The organism is Paraburkholderia sp. UYCP14C, from assembly GCF_004197395.1.
In the GTDB taxonomy this organism is placed as follows: domain Bacteria; phylum Pseudomonadota; class Gammaproteobacteria; order Burkholderiales; family Burkholderiaceae; genus Paraburkholderia.
Map to the genome: position 1 here is coordinate 86,983 of NZ_SELS01000025.1, position 16,827 is coordinate 103,809.

General features: G+C 60.9%; 16 protein-coding genes. 12 read left to right on the plus strand and 4 right to left on the minus strand.

Translation table 11 applies throughout. The features are described 5' to 3' along the window. Nucleotides 1-117: 117 nt before the first annotated feature. The 4 genes from EVC45_RS22985 to EVC45_RS23000 are packed head-to-tail and all read left to right on the plus strand — an operon-like array spanning nucleotide 118 to nucleotide 4,521. Entirely contained in the window at nucleotides 118-1,638 is a 1,521-nt protein-coding gene (locus EVC45_RS22985; protein WP_129960536.1) for a mannose-1-phosphate guanylyltransferase/mannose-6-phosphate isomerase, read from the plus strand. Between the two features lie 41 nt (nucleotides 1,639-1,679). Further along, nucleotides 1,680-3,062 (plus strand): undecaprenyl-phosphate glucose phosphotransferase, encoded by a 1,383-nt coding sequence (locus EVC45_RS22990; protein WP_129960537.1) that lies wholly within the window; start codon nucleotides 1,680-1,682, stop codon nucleotides 3,060-3,062. A 2-nt stretch (nucleotides 3,063-3,064) separates the two neighbouring features. Next, on the plus strand, nucleotides 3,065-4,150 hold the full coding sequence (locus EVC45_RS22995; RefSeq protein ID WP_129960538.1) for a sugar-transfer associated ATP-grasp domain-containing protein: 1,086 nt from the start codon (nucleotides 3,065-3,067) through the stop codon (nucleotides 4,148-4,150). Between the two features lie 35 nt (nucleotides 4,151-4,185). Then, nucleotides 4,186-4,521: a hypothetical protein gene (locus EVC45_RS23000; RefSeq protein ID WP_129960539.1), complete on the plus strand. Its 336-nt coding sequence runs from the start codon at nucleotides 4,186-4,188 to the stop codon at nucleotides 4,519-4,521. A gap of 27 nt (nucleotides 4,522-4,548) precedes the next feature. Here EVC45_RS23000 and EVC45_RS46845 read toward each other — a convergent pair whose 3' ends face one another. Further along, nucleotides 4,549-4,950, minus strand: coding sequence for a hypothetical protein (locus EVC45_RS46845; protein ID WP_248295219.1), 402 nt, complete (start codon nucleotides 4,948-4,950; stop codon nucleotides 4,549-4,551). Between the two features lie 230 nt (nucleotides 4,951-5,180). Here EVC45_RS46845 and EVC45_RS23010 point away from each other — a divergent pair, with 230 nt between their 5' ends. The 3 genes from EVC45_RS23010 to EVC45_RS23020 all read left to right on the plus strand — a co-directional run bounded on the left by EVC45_RS23010 (nucleotide 5,181) and on the right by EVC45_RS23020 (nucleotide 8,982). Then, complete coding sequence (locus EVC45_RS23010) at nucleotides 5,181-6,848, plus strand: tetratricopeptide repeat protein (RefSeq protein WP_129960540.1); 1,668 nt, start codon at nucleotides 5,181-5,183, stop codon at nucleotides 6,846-6,848. A gap of 101 nt (nucleotides 6,849-6,949) precedes the next feature. Further along, complete coding sequence (locus EVC45_RS23015) at nucleotides 6,950-7,405, plus strand: hypothetical protein (protein ID WP_129960541.1); 456 nt, start codon at nucleotides 6,950-6,952, stop codon at nucleotides 7,403-7,405. 119 nt (nucleotides 7,406-7,524) lie between these two features. Next, on the plus strand, nucleotides 7,525-8,982 hold the full coding sequence (locus EVC45_RS23020) for a S8 family serine peptidase (protein WP_306770787.1): 1,458 nt from the start codon (nucleotides 7,525-7,527) through the stop codon (nucleotides 8,980-8,982). A 41-nt stretch (nucleotides 8,983-9,023) separates the two neighbouring features. Here the strand turns inward: EVC45_RS23020 and EVC45_RS23025 are convergent, their stop codons facing one another. Then, nucleotides 9,024-9,305 (minus strand): hypothetical protein, encoded by a 282-nt coding sequence (locus tag EVC45_RS23025; RefSeq protein WP_129960543.1) that lies wholly within the window; start codon nucleotides 9,303-9,305, stop codon nucleotides 9,024-9,026. Nucleotide 9,306: 1 nt separating this feature from the next. On the opposite strand from EVC45_RS23025, the gene EVC45_RS23030 reads away from it, so the two are divergent. Together EVC45_RS23030 and EVC45_RS23035 are read left to right on the plus strand one after the other, a co-directional pair. Next, nucleotides 9,307-9,489 carry a hypothetical protein gene (locus EVC45_RS23030; protein WP_129960544.1) on the plus strand — a complete coding sequence of 61 codons (183 nt, stop codon included), beginning with the start codon at nucleotides 9,307-9,309 and terminating at the stop codon, nucleotides 9,487-9,489. 278 nt (nucleotides 9,490-9,767) lie between these two features. Then, nucleotides 9,768-11,105, plus strand: coding sequence for an MFS transporter (locus EVC45_RS23035; protein ID WP_129960545.1), 1,338 nt, complete (start codon nucleotides 9,768-9,770; stop codon nucleotides 11,103-11,105). Here EVC45_RS23035 and EVC45_RS23040 read toward each other — a convergent pair. After that, entirely contained in the window at nucleotides 11,080-12,015 is a 936-nt protein-coding gene (locus EVC45_RS23040) for a LysR family transcriptional regulator (RefSeq protein ID WP_129960546.1), read from the minus strand. The genes EVC45_RS23035 and EVC45_RS23040 overlap by 26 nt on opposite strands. Nucleotides 12,016-12,151: 136 nt before the next feature. Between EVC45_RS23040 and EVC45_RS23045 the strand changes: the two genes are divergently transcribed. From EVC45_RS23045 to EVC45_RS23055, 3 genes are read left to right on the plus strand one after another with little or no spacing between them, the layout of a single operon-like run. Then, on the plus strand, nucleotides 12,152-13,495 hold the full coding sequence (locus EVC45_RS23045; RefSeq protein ID WP_129960547.1) for an MFS transporter: 1,344 nt from the start codon (nucleotides 12,152-12,154) through the stop codon (nucleotides 13,493-13,495). A 31-nt stretch (nucleotides 13,496-13,526) separates the two neighbouring features. After that, nucleotides 13,527-14,702: an L-rhamnonate dehydratase gene (locus EVC45_RS23050; protein WP_129960548.1), complete on the plus strand. Its 1,176-nt coding sequence runs from the start codon at nucleotides 13,527-13,529 to the stop codon at nucleotides 14,700-14,702. Between the two features lie 23 nt (nucleotides 14,703-14,725). Further along, nucleotides 14,726-15,727 (plus strand): 4-hydroxythreonine-4-phosphate dehydrogenase PdxA, encoded by a 1,002-nt coding sequence (locus EVC45_RS23055; protein ID WP_129960549.1) that lies wholly within the window; start codon nucleotides 14,726-14,728, stop codon nucleotides 15,725-15,727. Nucleotides 15,728-15,754: 27 nt separating this feature from the next. On the opposite strand, the gene EVC45_RS23060 is transcribed toward EVC45_RS23055, so the two are convergent. Further along, entirely contained in the window at nucleotides 15,755-16,771 is a 1,017-nt protein-coding gene (locus EVC45_RS23060) for a LacI family DNA-binding transcriptional regulator (RefSeq protein ID WP_129960550.1), read from the minus strand. Between the last annotated feature and the right edge of the window lie 56 nt (nucleotides 16,772-16,827).

Below are 16,827 nucleotides of genomic sequence, written 5' to 3' on the forward strand. Positions count from 1 at the left end.
ACGCCCTGTCAATAAATCACATCAGACGGTATTTGCGTGGATCGCGGCACACCGTGTTATGCGGCGGCGTCCAGAAAGACGCGTTCCCGAGCCGGTTTCAATGCGAAGGAGTTAGCGATGGGCAAGGTTAGCGCGGCAGCAGTCGCGACGGATGTCGAAACGATACGACAGGATTCTGCCGAGGCGGAGTTTCCGACGCTCGTGCAGGTGATTCTCGCCGGTGGTTCCGGTACCCGGTTGTGGCCGGTATCGCGCGAACAGTTTCCCAAGCAACTGATCGATGTGATCGGCAATCAGACCTTGCTGCAAGCGACCATGGGGCGCATGGCGGGCTTCGATCGCGCATGGAACGTCGCGGCCGATCCCGTGATCGTTTGCGGCACTGAGCATTATTTCGCCACTTACGAACAGGCTCGCGAGATCGGCGTGAACGCGCGGATCGTGGTCGAACCCGGGCGTCGGGATACGGCGCCGGCGCTGACGCTGGCCGCGCTGGCGGCATGCCCGGAAGAGGAAGACGCGATCCTGGTCGCGATGCCCGCCGACCATGCGATCGCGAATCTCGAAGCGCTTCATCACGCGCTCGACGGCGCCGCGAAGCACGCGCGCGACGGCGCGATCGTCACGCTAGGCGTGCCGCCCGTACGGCCCGACACGGGCTTCGGTTATATCCGCCTCGGCGACGCATTGCCGGACGGCGCGCGCCGGATCGAGCGTTTCGTCGAGAAGCCCGCGGCGGAGCTCGCGGCCCAGTACGTCGCGTCGGGCAGTTACTGGTGGAATAGCGGCATCTTCGTCGTGCGGGCGTCGGTGTGGCTATCCGCGATCCGGCAGTTTCAGCCTGAGATGCACGCCGCCTGCGTGCAGGCGTACCGCGACGCGAAGAAGACTGAAGAATGCATCATGCCGGACGCCGACGGGTTTCTGGGTTCGCCGTCCGACTCGATCGACTACGCGGTGATGGAACAGCTTGGCAAACCGGAGTCGGCGTTTTTCGGCGTAGTGGTGCCGCTCGAAGCGGGCTGGTCCGATCTCGGCTCGTGGGATGCGGTCTGGCAAGCGATGGAGAAGGACGAGTGCGGCAACGCGGCCAGCGGTCGCGTGCTGTTCGAAGGAGCGACCGCGACGTACGCCCGCTCGCAAGGAGGCAGGCTTCTTGCCTGCGTCGGCACCGACAACATGATCGTGATCGAAACCGATGACGCGGTGCTCGTCGCGGATCGCTCGCATGTGCAGGACATCAAGGCACTCGTGTCGCGGATCAGACGCGAGAACTCTCCGGAAGCCGATGCGCACAGAAAAGTCCGGCGCCCGTGGGGCTTTTACGACTCGATCGATCACGGCGAGCGCTTTCAGGTGAAGCGCATCGTGGTGATGCCGGGCGGGCGTTTGTCGTTGCAGATGCACCATCATCGCGCCGAGCATTGGGTCGTGGTGTGCGGCACCGCACTCGTGACGCGCGGAGAGGAGCAGTTTCTGCTTGGCGAAAACGAATCGACCTTTATCCCGTTGGGTGTTCGCCATCGGCTCGAAAATCCGGGCCGGGTACCGCTGCAGATCATCGAGGTGCAGTCGGGCACTTATCTCGGCGAAGACGACATCGTTCGCTTCGACGACCAATACGGGCGCTGTGGCTGATGCGACGGAGTCGACCTGATACGTGCTATGAGGGGGCTGTGATGCGATTGCTGACTGGTCTACTGGCGAGAGCGTTCGACGTCGCGATGATCGTGGCTGGGGCCTGCGCGGCCTCCCAGATCCGCTTCGACGGCGGCTCGCAAAGGAGCTTCTATTTCGCGTTCGTTGCTTTTGCCGCGGCGTTCGCCCTCGCGGTTTTTCCGGCCTTCGGGGTGTACGAATCGTGGCGCGGCCGCTCGAAAAGAGTGCTCGCGAGCCAGGTGGCGCTTGGCTGGCTGGTGGTGCAGGCCTGCGCGATGGTGCTGATGTTCTCGCTGCACCGGATCGACTTCGTGTCGCGGCTCTGGTTCGTGTATTGGACCGGCATCTCGGGCGCGGCGATGATGGCCGGCCGGTTGATCACGCACAAGCTGCTCGGCCGCATGCGTCATGCGGGGATGAACTTGCAGCAGGTCGCGGTGGCGGCGTGCGGCGATCATTGCGACGAGATCATCCGGAAGATCGAGACATCGCCCGCGGCCGGCTTTCGCGCGAATGCGTTGTATAACCTGCACCCCGGCTGCTGCATTCCGCCGCGCCCGTCGGTGCAGGTGTTCGAAGAACAGGGCGCGTTCGCTCGCTACGTGCGCGAACAGCAGATCGGCGAAGTGTGGCTGGCACTGCCGCTCACCGAGGAGCGCGCGATTCTCAAGCTGGCGTCGGAGTTTCGCAACGACCTGATCAATGTGCGCTTCATGCCCGACGTGCGCTCGCTTGCGTTGTTCGAAGGCAGCATGACCGAGTTGCTCGGCTTGCCGACGATCAATCTCGCCGCGTCGCCGCTGCCGCCGAAGGCGTTGGTGCAGAAAGACCTGTTCGACCGGCTGTTCGCGCTCGTCGCGTTGATCGCGATCGCGCCGATACTGCTGGGCTGCGCGATCGCGGTCAAACTGAGCTCGCGCGGGCCGGTGTTCTTCAGGCAGCGCCGCAAAGGTGCCGACGGCCGCGTCTTTACCATCTACAAGTTCCGCACGATGCGCTTGCACGAGCAGAAGCCGGGAATTCTCGAACAGGCCCACCGCGACGATCCACGCATCACGCGCGTCGGCGCGTTCCTGCGCCGCACGAGTCTCGACGAACTGCCGCAGTTCTTCAACGTGCTGCGCGGCGACATGTCGGTGGTGGGGCCGCGTCCGCATGCGCTCGAACACGACGATCTCTATCAGAACATCGTGTCGGGCTATATCCATCGTTACCGGATCAAACCCGGCATTACCGGCTGGGCGCAGATCAACGGGTATCGCGGCGAGACCGATCGCCTCGAAAAGATGGAAGGTCGCGTCGCACACGATCTGTACTACCTTCAAAACTGGTCGTTCTGGCTCGATGTGAAGATCATTCTCGCCACGGTTTTCAAGGGGCTTCATCATCCGAACGCGTACTGAGCATGATGCTATCCGGCGTTGAAGATGTAGTTAGACGATCAGCGAAGCGAGTCTCGCTTTACCGCTTTCACCACGAGCACGATTTGCAGGCGAGAAGAATATTGCAGCAACTCGAAAGCAGGTACGGCGAGGCCGATCCGAACAACTTGCGGCTCGCGGATACCTATGCGCGCGACGTGTTCGGCGACCTGGTCTACGCGCCCTGGCTGCGCGTTTATAGCGCGTTTTGCGGCACCTTCAGGGAAGGCTGGATTCCGGATAATTACTACGGCATCGTCGTCGTGCCGCATATGCAAGGCTGGTACGGCACGATTTCGAACCTGAAGCCGATTGCGCGGCTGATCTTCGACGGCGACGAATTGCCGGACATCGCGTACTTTGCCAATGGGCTGTTCTTTGCGGGAAAAAGCGTCGTGGTGCCCGAGCAAGACTTGAAAGACGTCGTGTTCGAGCATACCGAGCGCGTCGTCTTCAAGCTCGACGGCTCCAAACAGGGCGATGGTGTTTACATCTTCGACCGTGCCAACTTCGACCCCGCGATCATCAGGTCGCTCGGCAATGGCGTGATTCAGACGTTCATCAACCAGCACCGTCTGTTCGCTACGTTTGCCGCGAAGCCGGTGGCGACATTGCGTGTTACCACCGTGGTGGACGACGCCGGCGGCATTTCCGTGCGGGCTTGCTACCTGCGCCTCGGCAGAGCCGACGATACGCATGTGCTGAGCGACCGCGAGGTCTGCGTGCCCGTCAAACTCGACACAGGCGAACTGTGCGACGACGGGTATATGAGCGACTGGGCCGCGGTGGACGCGCATCCGGACTCGGGCGTGCGCTTTGCGGGCGTGAAGGTTCCATGTTTCGAGCAATGCATGGCCACCGTGCTACGCCTTCACAGGAAGATTCCGTTTGCGCGCTGCATCGGCTGGGATGTCACCGTCGATGCGAACGAGCAGGTCAAGGTGATGGAGTGGAACGGCAGGCACAACGAGGTCAAATTCAGCGAGGCGACGCAAGGCCCGTGCTTCGCGGATCTGAACTGGGAACGGCTCAGGGCCGTCCCTAGATTATCACGGCTGCCACCAGGCTGAGCAGACAGGACGAAAAACGCAGCAGGAGACGCGACGTGAGCGAACAGTTATGGTGCGTCCACATCGAAGGACTGAACGACTACATTGCCGTCGATTCGGAGGAATCGGCGCGGCACGAGGCGTCGGAGATCAATGCGTATATCGATCGTGCCGACAGAAGCTCGCGTGCCGCGCAATTGCGCGCGGTGGTGGTCGAGTGGCCATTCAGCGCGGACGGTCACGCGAGAGCGCTCGATAGCGACCGGCACGATCTGCAGCGTATGCCGCATAGACGGCAGGGCGTGACGCAGTCCGGCGGCGTGCTGTCGAAATTCGCGCGGCGCGTCAGAGAACTGCTGAACGTCGCGCGCGCGAACAAGGACGGTGCCTGAACCGCGGCGCGGCCAGCGTAAGCCGCGTTATGCGGGCAGCGGCACGTCGTCGATCAGATCCGCGTTCAGCGCGCGAATCCTGCGATCGACGAAGTAGCCGCCGCCTTCGACATAGCGCAAGTACAGGCGCCCGCAGGTCGAGCACTGCCATACGCCGCAGCGGTTGTACGGGAAATAGCGCGGCGCGATCGGCGCATCGCCCGACCAGTAGGTCGCTTTATTGGGCAGATATTCGCTGAAGGTGCAGGTTCGCGCATCAGCACGAAGGCCCGTCCAGCCGCGTACCCCTCCCGATAGAGCCCGATCAATGGGCGCAGGGGCGCCGCTTCGGCGTAGATGAACAGACCGGTTACGCACAGCAGCAATTAGGCGAGCACCGGGCTCGGCGCGTACGCACTGCCGGTAATCGTTGTTCGAGGACATCGGCACGCCGATGCCGGAAGACGATCCCGAGCCGGCATTATTTTTTCAGATTTCGCCTGATGTACAGCCCTTCCCGTTTCGACCATCCTCGCAGAATAAGACCGCGCAACAAATTGTCCCATCATCAATTGGAGCGGTGATCCTCTGGTTGTCGGTAATGCCGTGGCATCCGGGGCAATAGAAAAGCGGCATTTTCTCCGACAAACCAACCGCAACTTTGAAGAATTGAATTCAACATGGACTCGCTTGATGTGGTTCTGGAAAACGCAAAGCGCCATCACACGTGCGGCAAGCTTGATATCGCCGAGCGATATTATCAGCAAATTTTATCAACCTTCCCGACTCATTTCGAGGCTCTTTGGCGATACGGTTCGTTGAAGCTTCAGCAGGGCCAATCTGATATTGCCATTGAGGCTCTGGAAAAAGCTATCCAATGCGACTTCAACGAACCGTCAGCGTGGAGTAATCTGGCCATCGCCTATTCGGAAGTTGGTCGCGACATTGACGCGGGCGCCGCACACGAACGGGCATGCGCGCTTGCACCAGATCGCGCCGCTATCCTCAACAATTTCGGCAACTGGCTTGCCACTAACGGCAAGCCCGAAGAGGCCATTACATTGCTGAAATCGGCGATAAGGTGCAATCCAGTTGAATCGGACTATTATGCCAATCTCGCCCTGGCGATGAGTAAGACTGGTCAATTCCTCGATGCTTTGCGATATTACACGCATGCGCTTGCCTTGAACCCGAAATCCAGCCGAGGATGGTTTGGGTTAGGAAACGTCAATCTGGATTTGTGCAACATGGAAATCGCCCGTGGCTGTTTTCAGCGCGCGCTGGAACTGTCACCTGCAAATCATCAGGCGCAACTTAACCTCGGTGCTGCGCTTGCTAATCTCGGTCGTTTCGATGAGGCCGATGATCAATATAATGCAGTTTTATCGAGATTTCCGGGAGACGTTAAAGCACGTTATAACCTTGCTCATAACCGGTTGCGTCGCGGGGATTTCTCTCGCGGGTGGGTGGAGTATGACGACAGTCGATACGACGCAATGAAGCGTGGGCAATTCCAGTACTCCGGAAATGCAAAACGATGGCGCGGTGAATCCATCGCAAATAGGCGGTTACTGCTGGTCGGTGAGCAGGGATTTGGCGATCAGATACAGTTCATTCGTTATGCAAAGCTATTGAACGACGCAGGTGCCATTGTCGATGCCTGGTGTGATAAACCGCTCCACAACATCTTTGAGCGCGTTGGCGGCGTGACACGCGTATTTTCGTCGCATCCCCCTGACGGGCACGACTTCTGGGTACCGTTACTCAGTGCGCCACGCTTTATTGATAGACCTGAAAATCATATTCCGTGTGACATTCCATATATCAGGGCGTCATCTGACTCAATCAGGAAGTGGAGGGCGCTTTTTCCGGATGCGCCCGCATCGAGGCCAAGGATCGGCATAACGTGGGCGGGGAACCCGAAGTTCAAGAACGATATATTTCGTTCAATGCATCTCAGGACGCTGATTTCGTTGATCGAGGCGATACCAGCGACGTGGGTCGCGGTGCAGAAAGACTGGCGTGAAGAAGATGCGCTGGTCGCAGCGGACGACTTCAGGATGGTCGACCCGTCGCAACATCTCCATGACTTCAATGATACAGCAGGGCTTGTGCAACATCTCGACCTGATTATCTCTGTTGATACTTCGGTCGCTCATCTTGCCGGAGCAATGGGCAAACCCGTATGGATCATGGTCCCCCTGAACTCGGACTGGCGCTGGCAATTAAACAGGTCGGACAGTCCGTGGTATTCCACTGCCCGTCTGTTCAGGCAGAAAACGCTTGGGCAATGGGATGACGTAGTGATTGCGATCGCCAACGCACTGAAAGAATTTCAGGGAGGATAAAAAGCCGGGTGCAGCGATTCAAAAGGGGGGTGCGGCAGATCTGGAGGTCCATGAACCTATAACTGCCGTTGACCAGATGAGATGCATGGAGCCATTGAAGCATGAAATCATTATGTAGGTCACGTCGCACGCTTTTCACCGGCGCGGGCAACATGGCGATTGTCGCCATGTCGTTGCTCTTTGCCGCCTGTGGTCACGACGATGACCCTGTCTCGTCAACCAGCGTTGGAAATGCCGCTGCAGAGAGTTCTGCTGGGGCCGTTCAAAGGATCGCCCAATTCAATTCCAGTGCTCTACCGGAATCTGCCGAAACTGACAGATTCATCGTCGAGTTCAAAGCTGGTGTTTCGCAGCACGAGGACCACGCACGCGTTCAATCCCGACTGGACCGGTTGACCGCCGGACGGCGGACTTCGGCGCGACATTCACATCGGCTCCCGACCGGCGCAGATGTTATTGTGACCAGCAGGAAGCTGACGCGCGAAGAGGCGTATGAGTACATGCAGCAGATCTATGCTTCCTCTGAGTTGAGTACATTGAGCCTGATGTACCGATGACAGGTGCGATGATACCCAACGACTCGATGTATGCGCGGCAAACCACCTTTCTCAGCGCTGCTTAATATCCTGCCGGAATTAACGCAGAACCCGCATGGGATATCGCGAACGGTGCCGGAATCACAATTGCGGAACTGGATAATGGCATCGCGGATCATTCCGATCTCGCTGCGAATATTCTTCCCGGTACGGACATCATTCGCGGCGTGTTCAGCGGCACCGGCCGGGACGAGGGGAGCACCAGCTGCCGGCCTCCCTGGCATGGTACACCTGTCGCAGGGATACTCGCGGCCAGTACAAATAATGGCATCGGGGTTGCAGGAACAGCCTGGGGAGCGAAGATCGTACCCGTTAAGGTTATGGACGCCTGTGGAACTGGATGGCTGTCGGATGTTGCTACCGGCATTACCTGGGCTTCCGGCGGTCTTGTATCCGGGGCGCTGACCAACCCCTATCCGGCACAGGTAATCAATATCAGTATCGAAGGAAAAGGTACCTGTAGCCGCGCGTTCCAGGACGCGATCGACGACGCGGTCACTCGTGGAACGACAATCATAGTTGCAGCGGGAAATTACAATTCCGACGTCTCGACTACGCAGCCCGCAAATTGCAGGGATGTTATAACAGTGGGCGGAGTGTCGATGAAGGGAAACCGGCATTCTCTTTCAAACTACGGTGACCTGGTGAGCATCGCTGCGCCGAGCCAGAACGTGATGTCAACATGGAATTCCGGTATCAATCTGCCTGCTGAGGAAACCTATATCACCATGGATGGCACGTCTATGGCTACACCTTTTGTGACGGGAGTTGCCGCCCTGATGCAATCAGTCGCTTCAACGCCTCTGACACCGTCCGAGATCAAAAGTATCCTGGTGCGCACTGCGCGGCCATTTGCGCTGGCCCCCGATCAACCTGTAGGTAGCGGTGTTCTCGACGCAGCAGCAGCCGTGCAGATGACAAGGAGCACTCATCCTACTCTAATCGCAGATTTCAGAGCCTCTACCTCAGTTGATACCGAAGAAACCGTAACCCTTACTGACACATCTAAAATTACCGGAGGTAAGCTTACTGCGAGAACTATTAATTGGGGCGTCTCTCCGGCGTCCAGATCGTGGCTTCCATTGACAGAGAAAAGAACTCTATACGCTCCGGGTGAAAGTATTGGGCAAACGATTAACGTAACGCTGACCGTAACGGACGATAAGGGAATGAGCGATAGTGTGACGAAACCCGTCCAGATACCATACCCGAAATTTGAAGAGTTGGTACGCGGAGAAATGGTTTCGAACATCGGGCGGCCCGCCGATAGCCCGCCGAATACCGCCCGGTATAGGCTCAAGGTCCCGGCCGGTGCATCAAATCTGACTTTCAAAATCTCGGGTGGAACGGGGGATGTCAATCTGTATGCTAGAAAAGATCTTCCGACATTTGCCAACGCAGCGTGCTCTAATGCACTGTCCGGCTCCAACAAGACATGTACAATTGCAGATCCACAACCAGGCGATTGGTACGTGATCTTACTTGCGAGATCCACCTTTAGTGGCGTATCGCTTGCTGGTAATTACGATTCACCGTAGACATGTAAACTCGTTGATCGGACATCACCGGCTTTGATACGTTATTCGCCCTCGCGCTCCTGAAAAAGCCCTGACGGCGTGGAAATCACGGTCAGGGCTTTCTCGCCTATGAGCAGGCGACGATAGTTATTCAGTATCCTCAGCGCCTCACCGGCGCCATAGCTGCCAGGCAAACCGAAACAGTTGGACAGGGCAGCGCTGACTGATGACATGTGATCGAGCGCGACGCATGCCGAGGCAAAAACCAGCATCGTGACGCTTTGCGCTGCGTACGGCGCGGAATGCTCATCGTAGTATTCGCCCGCAAGGAGCGCTGACGCCACGATGTGGGGGCCCCCCGAGCTTTCGGCGGTCGCCGTAGCCTTCGACTTCGCCGGCGATCTGCATGGGCTTTCGATCGGCGGCCCGACCGAGCGCACCCGCGAGCAGTTGCACGAGCACGTGGCAACCCTGGTCAACGCAAAGCAGCAAATCCTTTTGACCTGGCGAAAGAGCGAGGCGGCCTGAGCGGCAAAGTCGAACAGTTTCTGGGCGTTCTGAAGCGGCCATGCGAACGGTTACCGACCTATCTGCCATGCCTTCGATCCCCGAAGGAAGGGCGCTGTCCATTCCATCTCAAGCCATCCCGCTATTACTCGCAGCGATAACCGCCAGTGATCGCTGTATCCAAACAATTCATTAGTCAACTATCACCCGGCTTCTGATAATGTGCGCACAAAACAGCTCATAGCGGACCCCGACGTCGGAGCATCGGCGTGGGCTCACGCAACAATCCGGAGGAGACGATGCAGCGACCCAAGGTCAGCCGGGCGGTTCTCGCGCTCATGTGCGCGATGTCGTTCATCATGTATCTCGATCGCGTCAACCTGTCGGCGGCGGCCGGCCTGATTCGCGACGATCTGCACCTGAGCAATACCGACGTCGGCCTCGTGTTCGCCGCGTTCGCATACACGTACACGATATGTCAGGTGATAGGCGGCTGGATCAGCGACCGCTTCGGCGCGAAGCGCACCCTCGTCGCTTCCGCGAGCATCTGGATCGTCGCGACGGTTGCGACCGGTCTCTCCGGCGGGCTCGTGTCGCTGTTCGCCTCGCGTCTGCTGCTCGGCATAGGAGAAGGCGCCGCACTTCCCGCCCAGGCGCGGGCGCTGACCAACTGGTTCCCGTCGAACCGGCGCGGCTTCGTGCAGGGCATCACGCATTCGTTCTCGAGACTCGGCAACGCGATCACGCCGCCGCTGATCGCGCTGCTGGTTGCGTATTCATCCTGGCGCGGGTCGTTTCTCGCGGTGGGCGCGCTGACCTTCGTGTGGGTCGTCGTCTACGCATGGTATTTCAGCGACGATCCGCGCAAGCATCGCCACATGACCGCCGAGCAGGAAGCGCAATTGCCGCCGGTGCGTCAAGCCGCGGCCGAAGCGACGCGCGAGCCCACCCCGTGGCGGCGTCTGCTCAAACGCATCGCACCCACGATGCTCGTCTACTTCTGCTATGGCTGGACCGGCTGGCTGTTCTTCACCTGGCTGCCCACCTTCTTCATGCACGGCCGCGGCCTCGATCTGAAGAGCTCGGCGATGTTCTCCGCGGGGGTGTTCCTGTCCGGCGTGGTCGGCAATACCGCGGGCGGCGTGCTCAGCGACCGGGTGTTGAAGCGCACCCGCAACGTCGTCGCGGCGCGCCGCAACGTGATCATCTGCGCGTTTCTCGGCGCGCTGGTGTTCCTCGCGCCGGTGATGGTCGTGAAGTCGCTGCCGGTGATGGCCGCGTGCATGAGCCTGTCGTTCTTCTTCCTCGAAATGACGATCGGGCCGATCTGGGCCGTGCCGATGGACATCACGCCGCGGCATGTCGGAGTCGCGAGCGGACTCGTCAACGCGGGCTCGGCGATTGCGGGGATTTTCACGCCGATCGTATTCGGCTTGATCGTGGACCGCACGGGTAGCTGGACGCTGCCGTTCGCGGGCTCGCTCGGACTGCTCGCGCTCGGCATCGTCGCGACGTTCTTCATGCGGCCGGATATTCCGCTCGACGCGGCCGGCGCTCAATCTGAGCTCGCGGACCTCAACGCGGGCGCCGAATTGCGCTTCGCCGACAACCTCACGCCGCGCGAATCGAATCGATGACCAGTTGCATGGCCGGCGTGATGCGCCGGTTCCTGCGCAGAATCAGCCCATATGGTGCGAGCCGGCCGCGCAACGGCGTCGCGATCGCGGCGATCGCATCGAGCGCGACGTAGTACTGGGCGACCGAACTCGGCAGCACGGCGAGCATGTCCGAATCGCGCAGCAACGACAGCGTGGTCAGAATCGACGAGGTCTCGACCGTGCTCACGGGCGGCGCGACGCGCGACTCGCGAAACGTTTGATCGATGACCTGGCGCATCGGGCTCGGATGCGGCTGGATGATCCACGGGTAGCGCGCGAGGTCCGCGAGCTTCGGCCGCGTGTTCGCCTGTTTGCCGGCCAGCACGGCCGGATGATCGGGCCGCACGACGATCGACAGCGCCTCTTCCGCCAACGTCTCGAAGCTCAGATCGAGCGCCGGAAAACCATCCGGAATGCGGCCGATCACGATGTCGAGCTGATCCTGTTGCAGCGACTGCACGAGCACGTCGCTGGTGTCGATCGTGACCGCCATCTGCAGGCGCGGATGCGCTTCCTTCAGCTTGACGATCGTGTGCGTCAGCAACTCGGGCGACGGCGCCATCACCGCGCCGATGCGCACCTTGCCGATGTCGCCCGCCTCGATGCCGGCCAGCTCCTCGCGCAGCTCGTCGAGATCCTCGAACACGACGCGCGCATAGCGCATCACGGCCTCGCCGAAGATGGTCGGCTCCATACCGCGCGCATGGCGCACGAACAGCGATACGCCGAGCGTGTCTTCGAGTTCCTGCAAGGCTTTGGTGGCGGCGGGCTGGGTCATCGCGAGATCGTCGGCGGCGCGCCGCAGCGATTCCGTTTCCGACAGCGCGACCATCAGTTGCAGATGACGCAGGCGCAAGCGTTTGCGAATGGTGGAAGCGGGCGGGATCATGAGCGATAACTTTAGCGAATCGGCCGATTCGAATTATTCAGTGGTCAGTTATCGGATAGTTTCGCACACTAGCGCTTATCGAACGACGCCAATCGCAACGCCGTTCGGGTTGACAAGACAAAACTGGAGACGACGCATGACGATCACCGCGAGCCCCGCGCTCGACAGCGCGATTACCAAAGCGCGCACGAGGCTGCTGCCTTTTCTGATCCTGATGTATGTGCTGGCCTTCATCGACCGCGCGAACGTCGGCTTCGCGAAGAACGTGCTGCAGGCCGACACCGGCTTGAGCGATGCGGCATTCGCGTTCGGCGCCGGCATTTTCTTCGTCGGCTACGCGGTGTTCGAAGTGCCGAGCAACCTGCTGATGTACCGCTTCGGCGCGCGCGTGTGGATGAGCCGCATCATGGTTACGTGGGGCATCGTGTCAGCGTGCACCGCCTTCGTCGACAGCGCCACCAGCTTCTATGTGCTGCGCACGCTGCTCGGCATTGCCGAAGCCGGTTTCTTTCCCGGCATCATCCTGTTCCTGTCGAACTGGTTCCCCGCGAAAACGCGCTCGCAAACGATGGGCATGTTCTATTTCGGCTTCCCGCTCGCACTGCTGCTCGGCAGCCCGATCTCGGGTCTGCTGCTCGATGCGGGTAATCCGTTCGGCATGCATCCGTGGCAATGGCTGTTCGTCGTCGAGGGGCTGGCGGCATCGGTGGTGGGTGTCGTCGCTTACTTCTATCTGACCGACCGGCCGGTGCAGGCGCGCTGGCTCGATGCCGAAGAGCGTGACGCGCTCGATCAGGCGCTGCGGCAGGAAGACCGTCAGAAGCTCGCGCATGGTCCGTCGTCGGTGCTCGCGGCGCTGCGCGATTCGCGCGTGCTGTTCTGCGGGCTGATCTACTTCGCGGTGCAGATGAGCGTGTACGGCGTGGTGTTCTATCTGCCGACGCGCATCGCCGGGCTTGAGAGCGGCGGACATGTCGGCGTCGAGGTCGGACTGCTGACCGCGATTCCGTGGATCGCGGCGATCGTCGGCACGTTCTGCGTGACGCGCTACGCCGACCGCCACGGTCATCACCGTATCTGGGCCGCGGCGATGCTCGCGCTCGCGGCGTTCGGCATCGCCGCATCGGCGATGACCTCGTCGGTCACGCTGGCGATTGCCGCGTTCTGTTTCGCCGCCATCGGTTTCGTCTGTGTGCAGCCGCTGTTCTGGACGCTGCCGACCAATTACCTCGGCGGCGCCGCGGCCGCGGGCGGCATCGCGTTGATCAATTCGATCGGCAATCTTGGCGGCTTCGTCGCACCGAATCTGAAGGGGCTGGCCGAGCGCGCGATCGGCTCGTCGCAGGCGGGCATGTTCTCGCTCGCCGTGGTCGGACTGATCGGCGCATTGCTGCTGCTGACTTTCCGCTTCACGTCCGCCCCTGCCTCCCATTCCGTCTCTCATCGCAACGGCCCGCTCGGCGAACGCACGGGCCACTGACTCACCGACTCTCTGAAGGAAATCGTCGAACATGAAAATCAAGCATATCCGTACGCGTGTTTTCGAGTGGAAAGGCAAGGTCGTCCCGCCGCAAGCGCATTTCTGCACGAACGCGGTCGATATTCTGTACGAGCGTGGCGATGCGATGGGCTCGTTCCGCTTTCACGGCTGGCTCGTCGTCGAAATCGAATGCGATGACGGCACCGTGGGCATCGGCAATTGCGCGCTCGCGCCGCGCATCGCGAAGCAGATCATCGACGAATACCTCGCGCCGATCGCGATCGGCGAAGATCCGTTCGATAACGAATACATCTGGCAGAAGATGTATCGCCGCACGCTCGCGTGGGGCCGCAAAGGCATCGGCATGGCGGCGATCTCCGCGATCGATATCGCGCTGTGGGACATCATGGGCAAGGCCGTGAAAAAGCCGGTGTTCAAGCTGCTCGGCGGCCGCACGAAAGAGAAGATCTGGTGCTATGCGTCGAAGCTCTACAACAACGACGATCGCGATGCGTTCCTCGGCGAAGCGCAAGGCTATCTGGACAGCGGCTTCACCGCGATGAAAATGCGCTTTGGCTACGGTCCGAAAGACGGTCCGAAAGGCATGGCGAAGAACCTCGAACAGGTGCGCCTGTTGCGCGAACTGGTCGGCGACGAAGTCGACATCATGCTCGAATGCTATATGGGCTGGACGCTCGAATACGCGCGCAGAATGCTGCCGCGCCTCGCCGAATTCAATCCGCGCTGGATCGAGGAGCCGGTGATCGGCGATGACGTCGAAGGCTATCAGGAGTTGAAGAAGATGAACCTGATGCCGGTGTCGGGCGGCGAGCACGAGTTCACCAGCTATGGCTTCAAGGATCTGCTGGAGCGCCGCGCGATCGACGTGATTCAGTACGACACGAACCGTGTCGGCGGCATCACGGCGGCGCGCAAGATCAATGCGATGGCCGAAGCGTGGTCGGTGCCGGTGATTCCGCATGCGGGGCAGATGCACAACTATCACCTGACGATGTCGAGTACCGCGAGCCCGATGTCGGAGTTCTTCCCGGTGTTCGACGTCGAAGTGGGCAACGAATTGTTCTACTACATCTTCGAAGGCGAGCCGCAGCCGGAAAATGGCTATCTGCAACTGTCGGACGACGCGCCGGGTCTTGGCATCAAGTTGAGCGACAAGTATCTTGCCGATTTCAACATCGTCGAATGAATGGACAGAGCCGAGGAAAGCACATGAAGCCACGCATCGCAGTACTTCTCGGCGACCCCGCCGGGATCGGTCCCGAGTTGGTCGCGCGTCTGTTCGCGCAGCAGGAGAACAGGGCGCGCGCGGAGTTGCTGATCATCGGCGACCGGCGCGAGCTGGAGACCGGCATGAAGATCGCGCAGCAGCGCTTCGATTACGACGTGGTCGAAGATGCGCACGCCGCGTTTCAACGCGAGGGCGTGCCGTCGCTGATAGATTTCCGTCTGCCCGGCGAGCAGCCTTTCGAGCGCGCGGTGGCAACCGAGCGCGGCGGCCGTTATAGCCTCGCCGCGTTCAAACAGGCGCTCGCGCTGACGCAAAGCAACGTCACGCAAGGCATGCTGTTCGCGCCGGTCAACAAGACCTCGCTGCATCTGGCCGGCATGGAAACCGGCGACGAGATGGAGTGGTTCGCGAAGCAGCTCGGCTATACGGGCAGCTTCTGCGAGTTCAACCTGCTCGACGAGCTATGGACGTCGCGCGTGACCTCGCATATGGCATTGAAGGACGTCAGCGCGAAGCTGTCGGAGGAGCGCATCGTCGGCGCGGTGCAGCTGATTCACGATGGCCTGAAGCGCGCCGGCCATTCGCAGCCGCGGATCGCGGTGTGCGGCTTCAATCCGCACAACGGCGACAACGGCGCGTTCGGCCGCGAGGAGATCGACGTGATCGCGCCGGCCGTCGAGGCTGCGCGCAAGCTCGGCTACGACGCGCAGGGACCGTTTCCGGCCGACACGATCTTCGTGCGCGCGCGCGACCAGAGGGCCTTCGACGGCGTCGTCACGATGTATCACGACCAAGGCCAGATCGCGATGAAGCTGATGGGTTTCTGGCGCGGCGTGACCGTGCACGGCGGCTTGCCGATTCCGATCGCGACGCCCGCGCATGGCACCGCGTTCGACATTCACGGGCAGGGCAAGGCTGATGTCGGCGCGACGCAGAAGGCGTTCGACATTGTCACGCGGATGGCGACGGAGCGCGTGAACTAGCGCGGAAGTTGTGCAGGAAACGCTCGTTCAGCGCTTCCTGCGCGGTCCGGTCGAAGCGCGCACCACGAGCTCGGGCGGCGGCCCGAGCACCATCGACGGCTGCCGCTCCGGCGTCTGGATCAAACGGATCAGACTCTGGATGGATAGCTCCGCGACAGCCGCGGTTTGAATCGCGACCGTGGTCAGCGCGGGATGCACCTGATGCGCGAGCTGAATGTCGGTGATGCCGATCACCGACACGTCGTCGGGCACCGAGCGGCCGAGCGTGATCAACGCCTGAATCGCGCCGATCGCGAGCAGGTCGTTGGTCGCGAAGATCGCGCTCAGTTGCGGGCGGTTCGCCATCAGTTCCATGCAGGCGGCGAAGCCGGCGTCGATCGAGTCGCGAATCTGCAGCACCGCGGCCGCGTCGGCCTCGATGCCGGCCGCGCGCATCGCCGCCCGAAAACCATTCGAGCGCGCGTCCTGCAATCCGCCGCAGCCGTCGCCGATCAACAGGCCGATCTCGCGATGGCCGAGCCCGAGCAGATGCGCCGCGGCCAGTTCGCCCGCGCGCGCGAAGTCGACCGCGATGCACGGCAGCGCGGGCGGCGACTCGGGGTGCTCCCACATCGCGAGCAGAATCGGCGCGCTATGCGTCGCCGATGCGCACAGGTCGTTGATCGTGATGTCGGTGTTCATCACGAGCACACCGTCGGCGAGCGTGCCGGCGATCTGGTTCAGATACGCGCGGCCGATTTCGGCATCGTCGTCGGTATTGCAAACCATTAGGAAGTGGCCGGTTTTGCGCGCCGCGCGCTCGGCGGCGAGCACGAACTCCGGGTAGAACGGGTTCGAGATGTTCGACAGCATCAGCGCGAGCGTCGACGAACGGCCTTCGGCGAGCGCGCGCGCATTCAGGTTCGGCCGATAGCCGAGCTCGGCGATGGCCTGCAATACCCGCTCAGCCGTTTCAGGGCGGACTTTCTCGCGATTGCGCAGCACGTTGGAGACGGTGGCGGCGGTAACCTGCGCGCGTTTCGCGACTTCGGACAACGTGACCATGTCGGGGTGATCCCATATTTAGGGAGGGCAATTCAAATGTTGCAATCGGGCTGCGA

What these genes read in the sequence shown, in the direction of transcription:
- EVC45_RS22985 (WP_129960536.1), top strand. Translation starts at nt 118, where the DNA reads ATGGGCAAGGTTAGCGCGGCAGCAGTCGCGACGGATGTCGAAACGATA.
- EVC45_RS22990 (WP_129960537.1), top strand. Translation starts at nt 1,680, where the DNA reads ATGCGATTGCTGACTGGTCTACTGGCGAGAGCGTTCGACGTCGCGATG.
- EVC45_RS22995 (WP_129960538.1), top strand. Translation starts at nt 3,065, where the DNA reads ATGATGCTATCCGGCGTTGAAGATGTAGTTAGACGATCAGCGAAGCGA.
- EVC45_RS23010 (WP_129960540.1), top strand. Translation starts at nt 5,181, where the DNA reads ATGGACTCGCTTGATGTGGTTCTGGAAAACGCAAAGCGCCATCACACG.
- EVC45_RS23015 (WP_129960541.1), top strand. Translation starts at nt 6,950, where the DNA reads ATGAAATCATTATGTAGGTCACGTCGCACGCTTTTCACCGGCGCGGGC.
- EVC45_RS23030 (WP_129960544.1), top strand. Translation starts at nt 9,307, where the DNA reads ATGTGGGGGCCCCCCGAGCTTTCGGCGGTCGCCGTAGCCTTCGACTTC.
- EVC45_RS23035 (WP_129960545.1), top strand. Translation starts at nt 9,768, where the DNA reads ATGCAGCGACCCAAGGTCAGCCGGGCGGTTCTCGCGCTCATGTGCGCG.
- EVC45_RS23040 (WP_129960546.1), bottom strand. Translation starts at nt 12,015, where the DNA reads ATGATCCCGCCCGCTTCCACCATTCGCAAACGCTTGCGCCTGCGTCAT.
- EVC45_RS23045 (WP_129960547.1), top strand. Translation starts at nt 12,152, where the DNA reads ATGACGATCACCGCGAGCCCCGCGCTCGACAGCGCGATTACCAAAGCG.
- EVC45_RS23050 (WP_129960548.1), top strand. Translation starts at nt 13,527, where the DNA reads ATGAAAATCAAGCATATCCGTACGCGTGTTTTCGAGTGGAAAGGCAAG.
- EVC45_RS23055 (WP_129960549.1), top strand. Translation starts at nt 14,726, where the DNA reads ATGAAGCCACGCATCGCAGTACTTCTCGGCGACCCCGCCGGGATCGGT.
- EVC45_RS23060 (WP_129960550.1), bottom strand. Translation starts at nt 16,771, where the DNA reads ATGGTCACGTTGTCCGAAGTCGCGAAACGCGCGCAGGTTACCGCCGCC.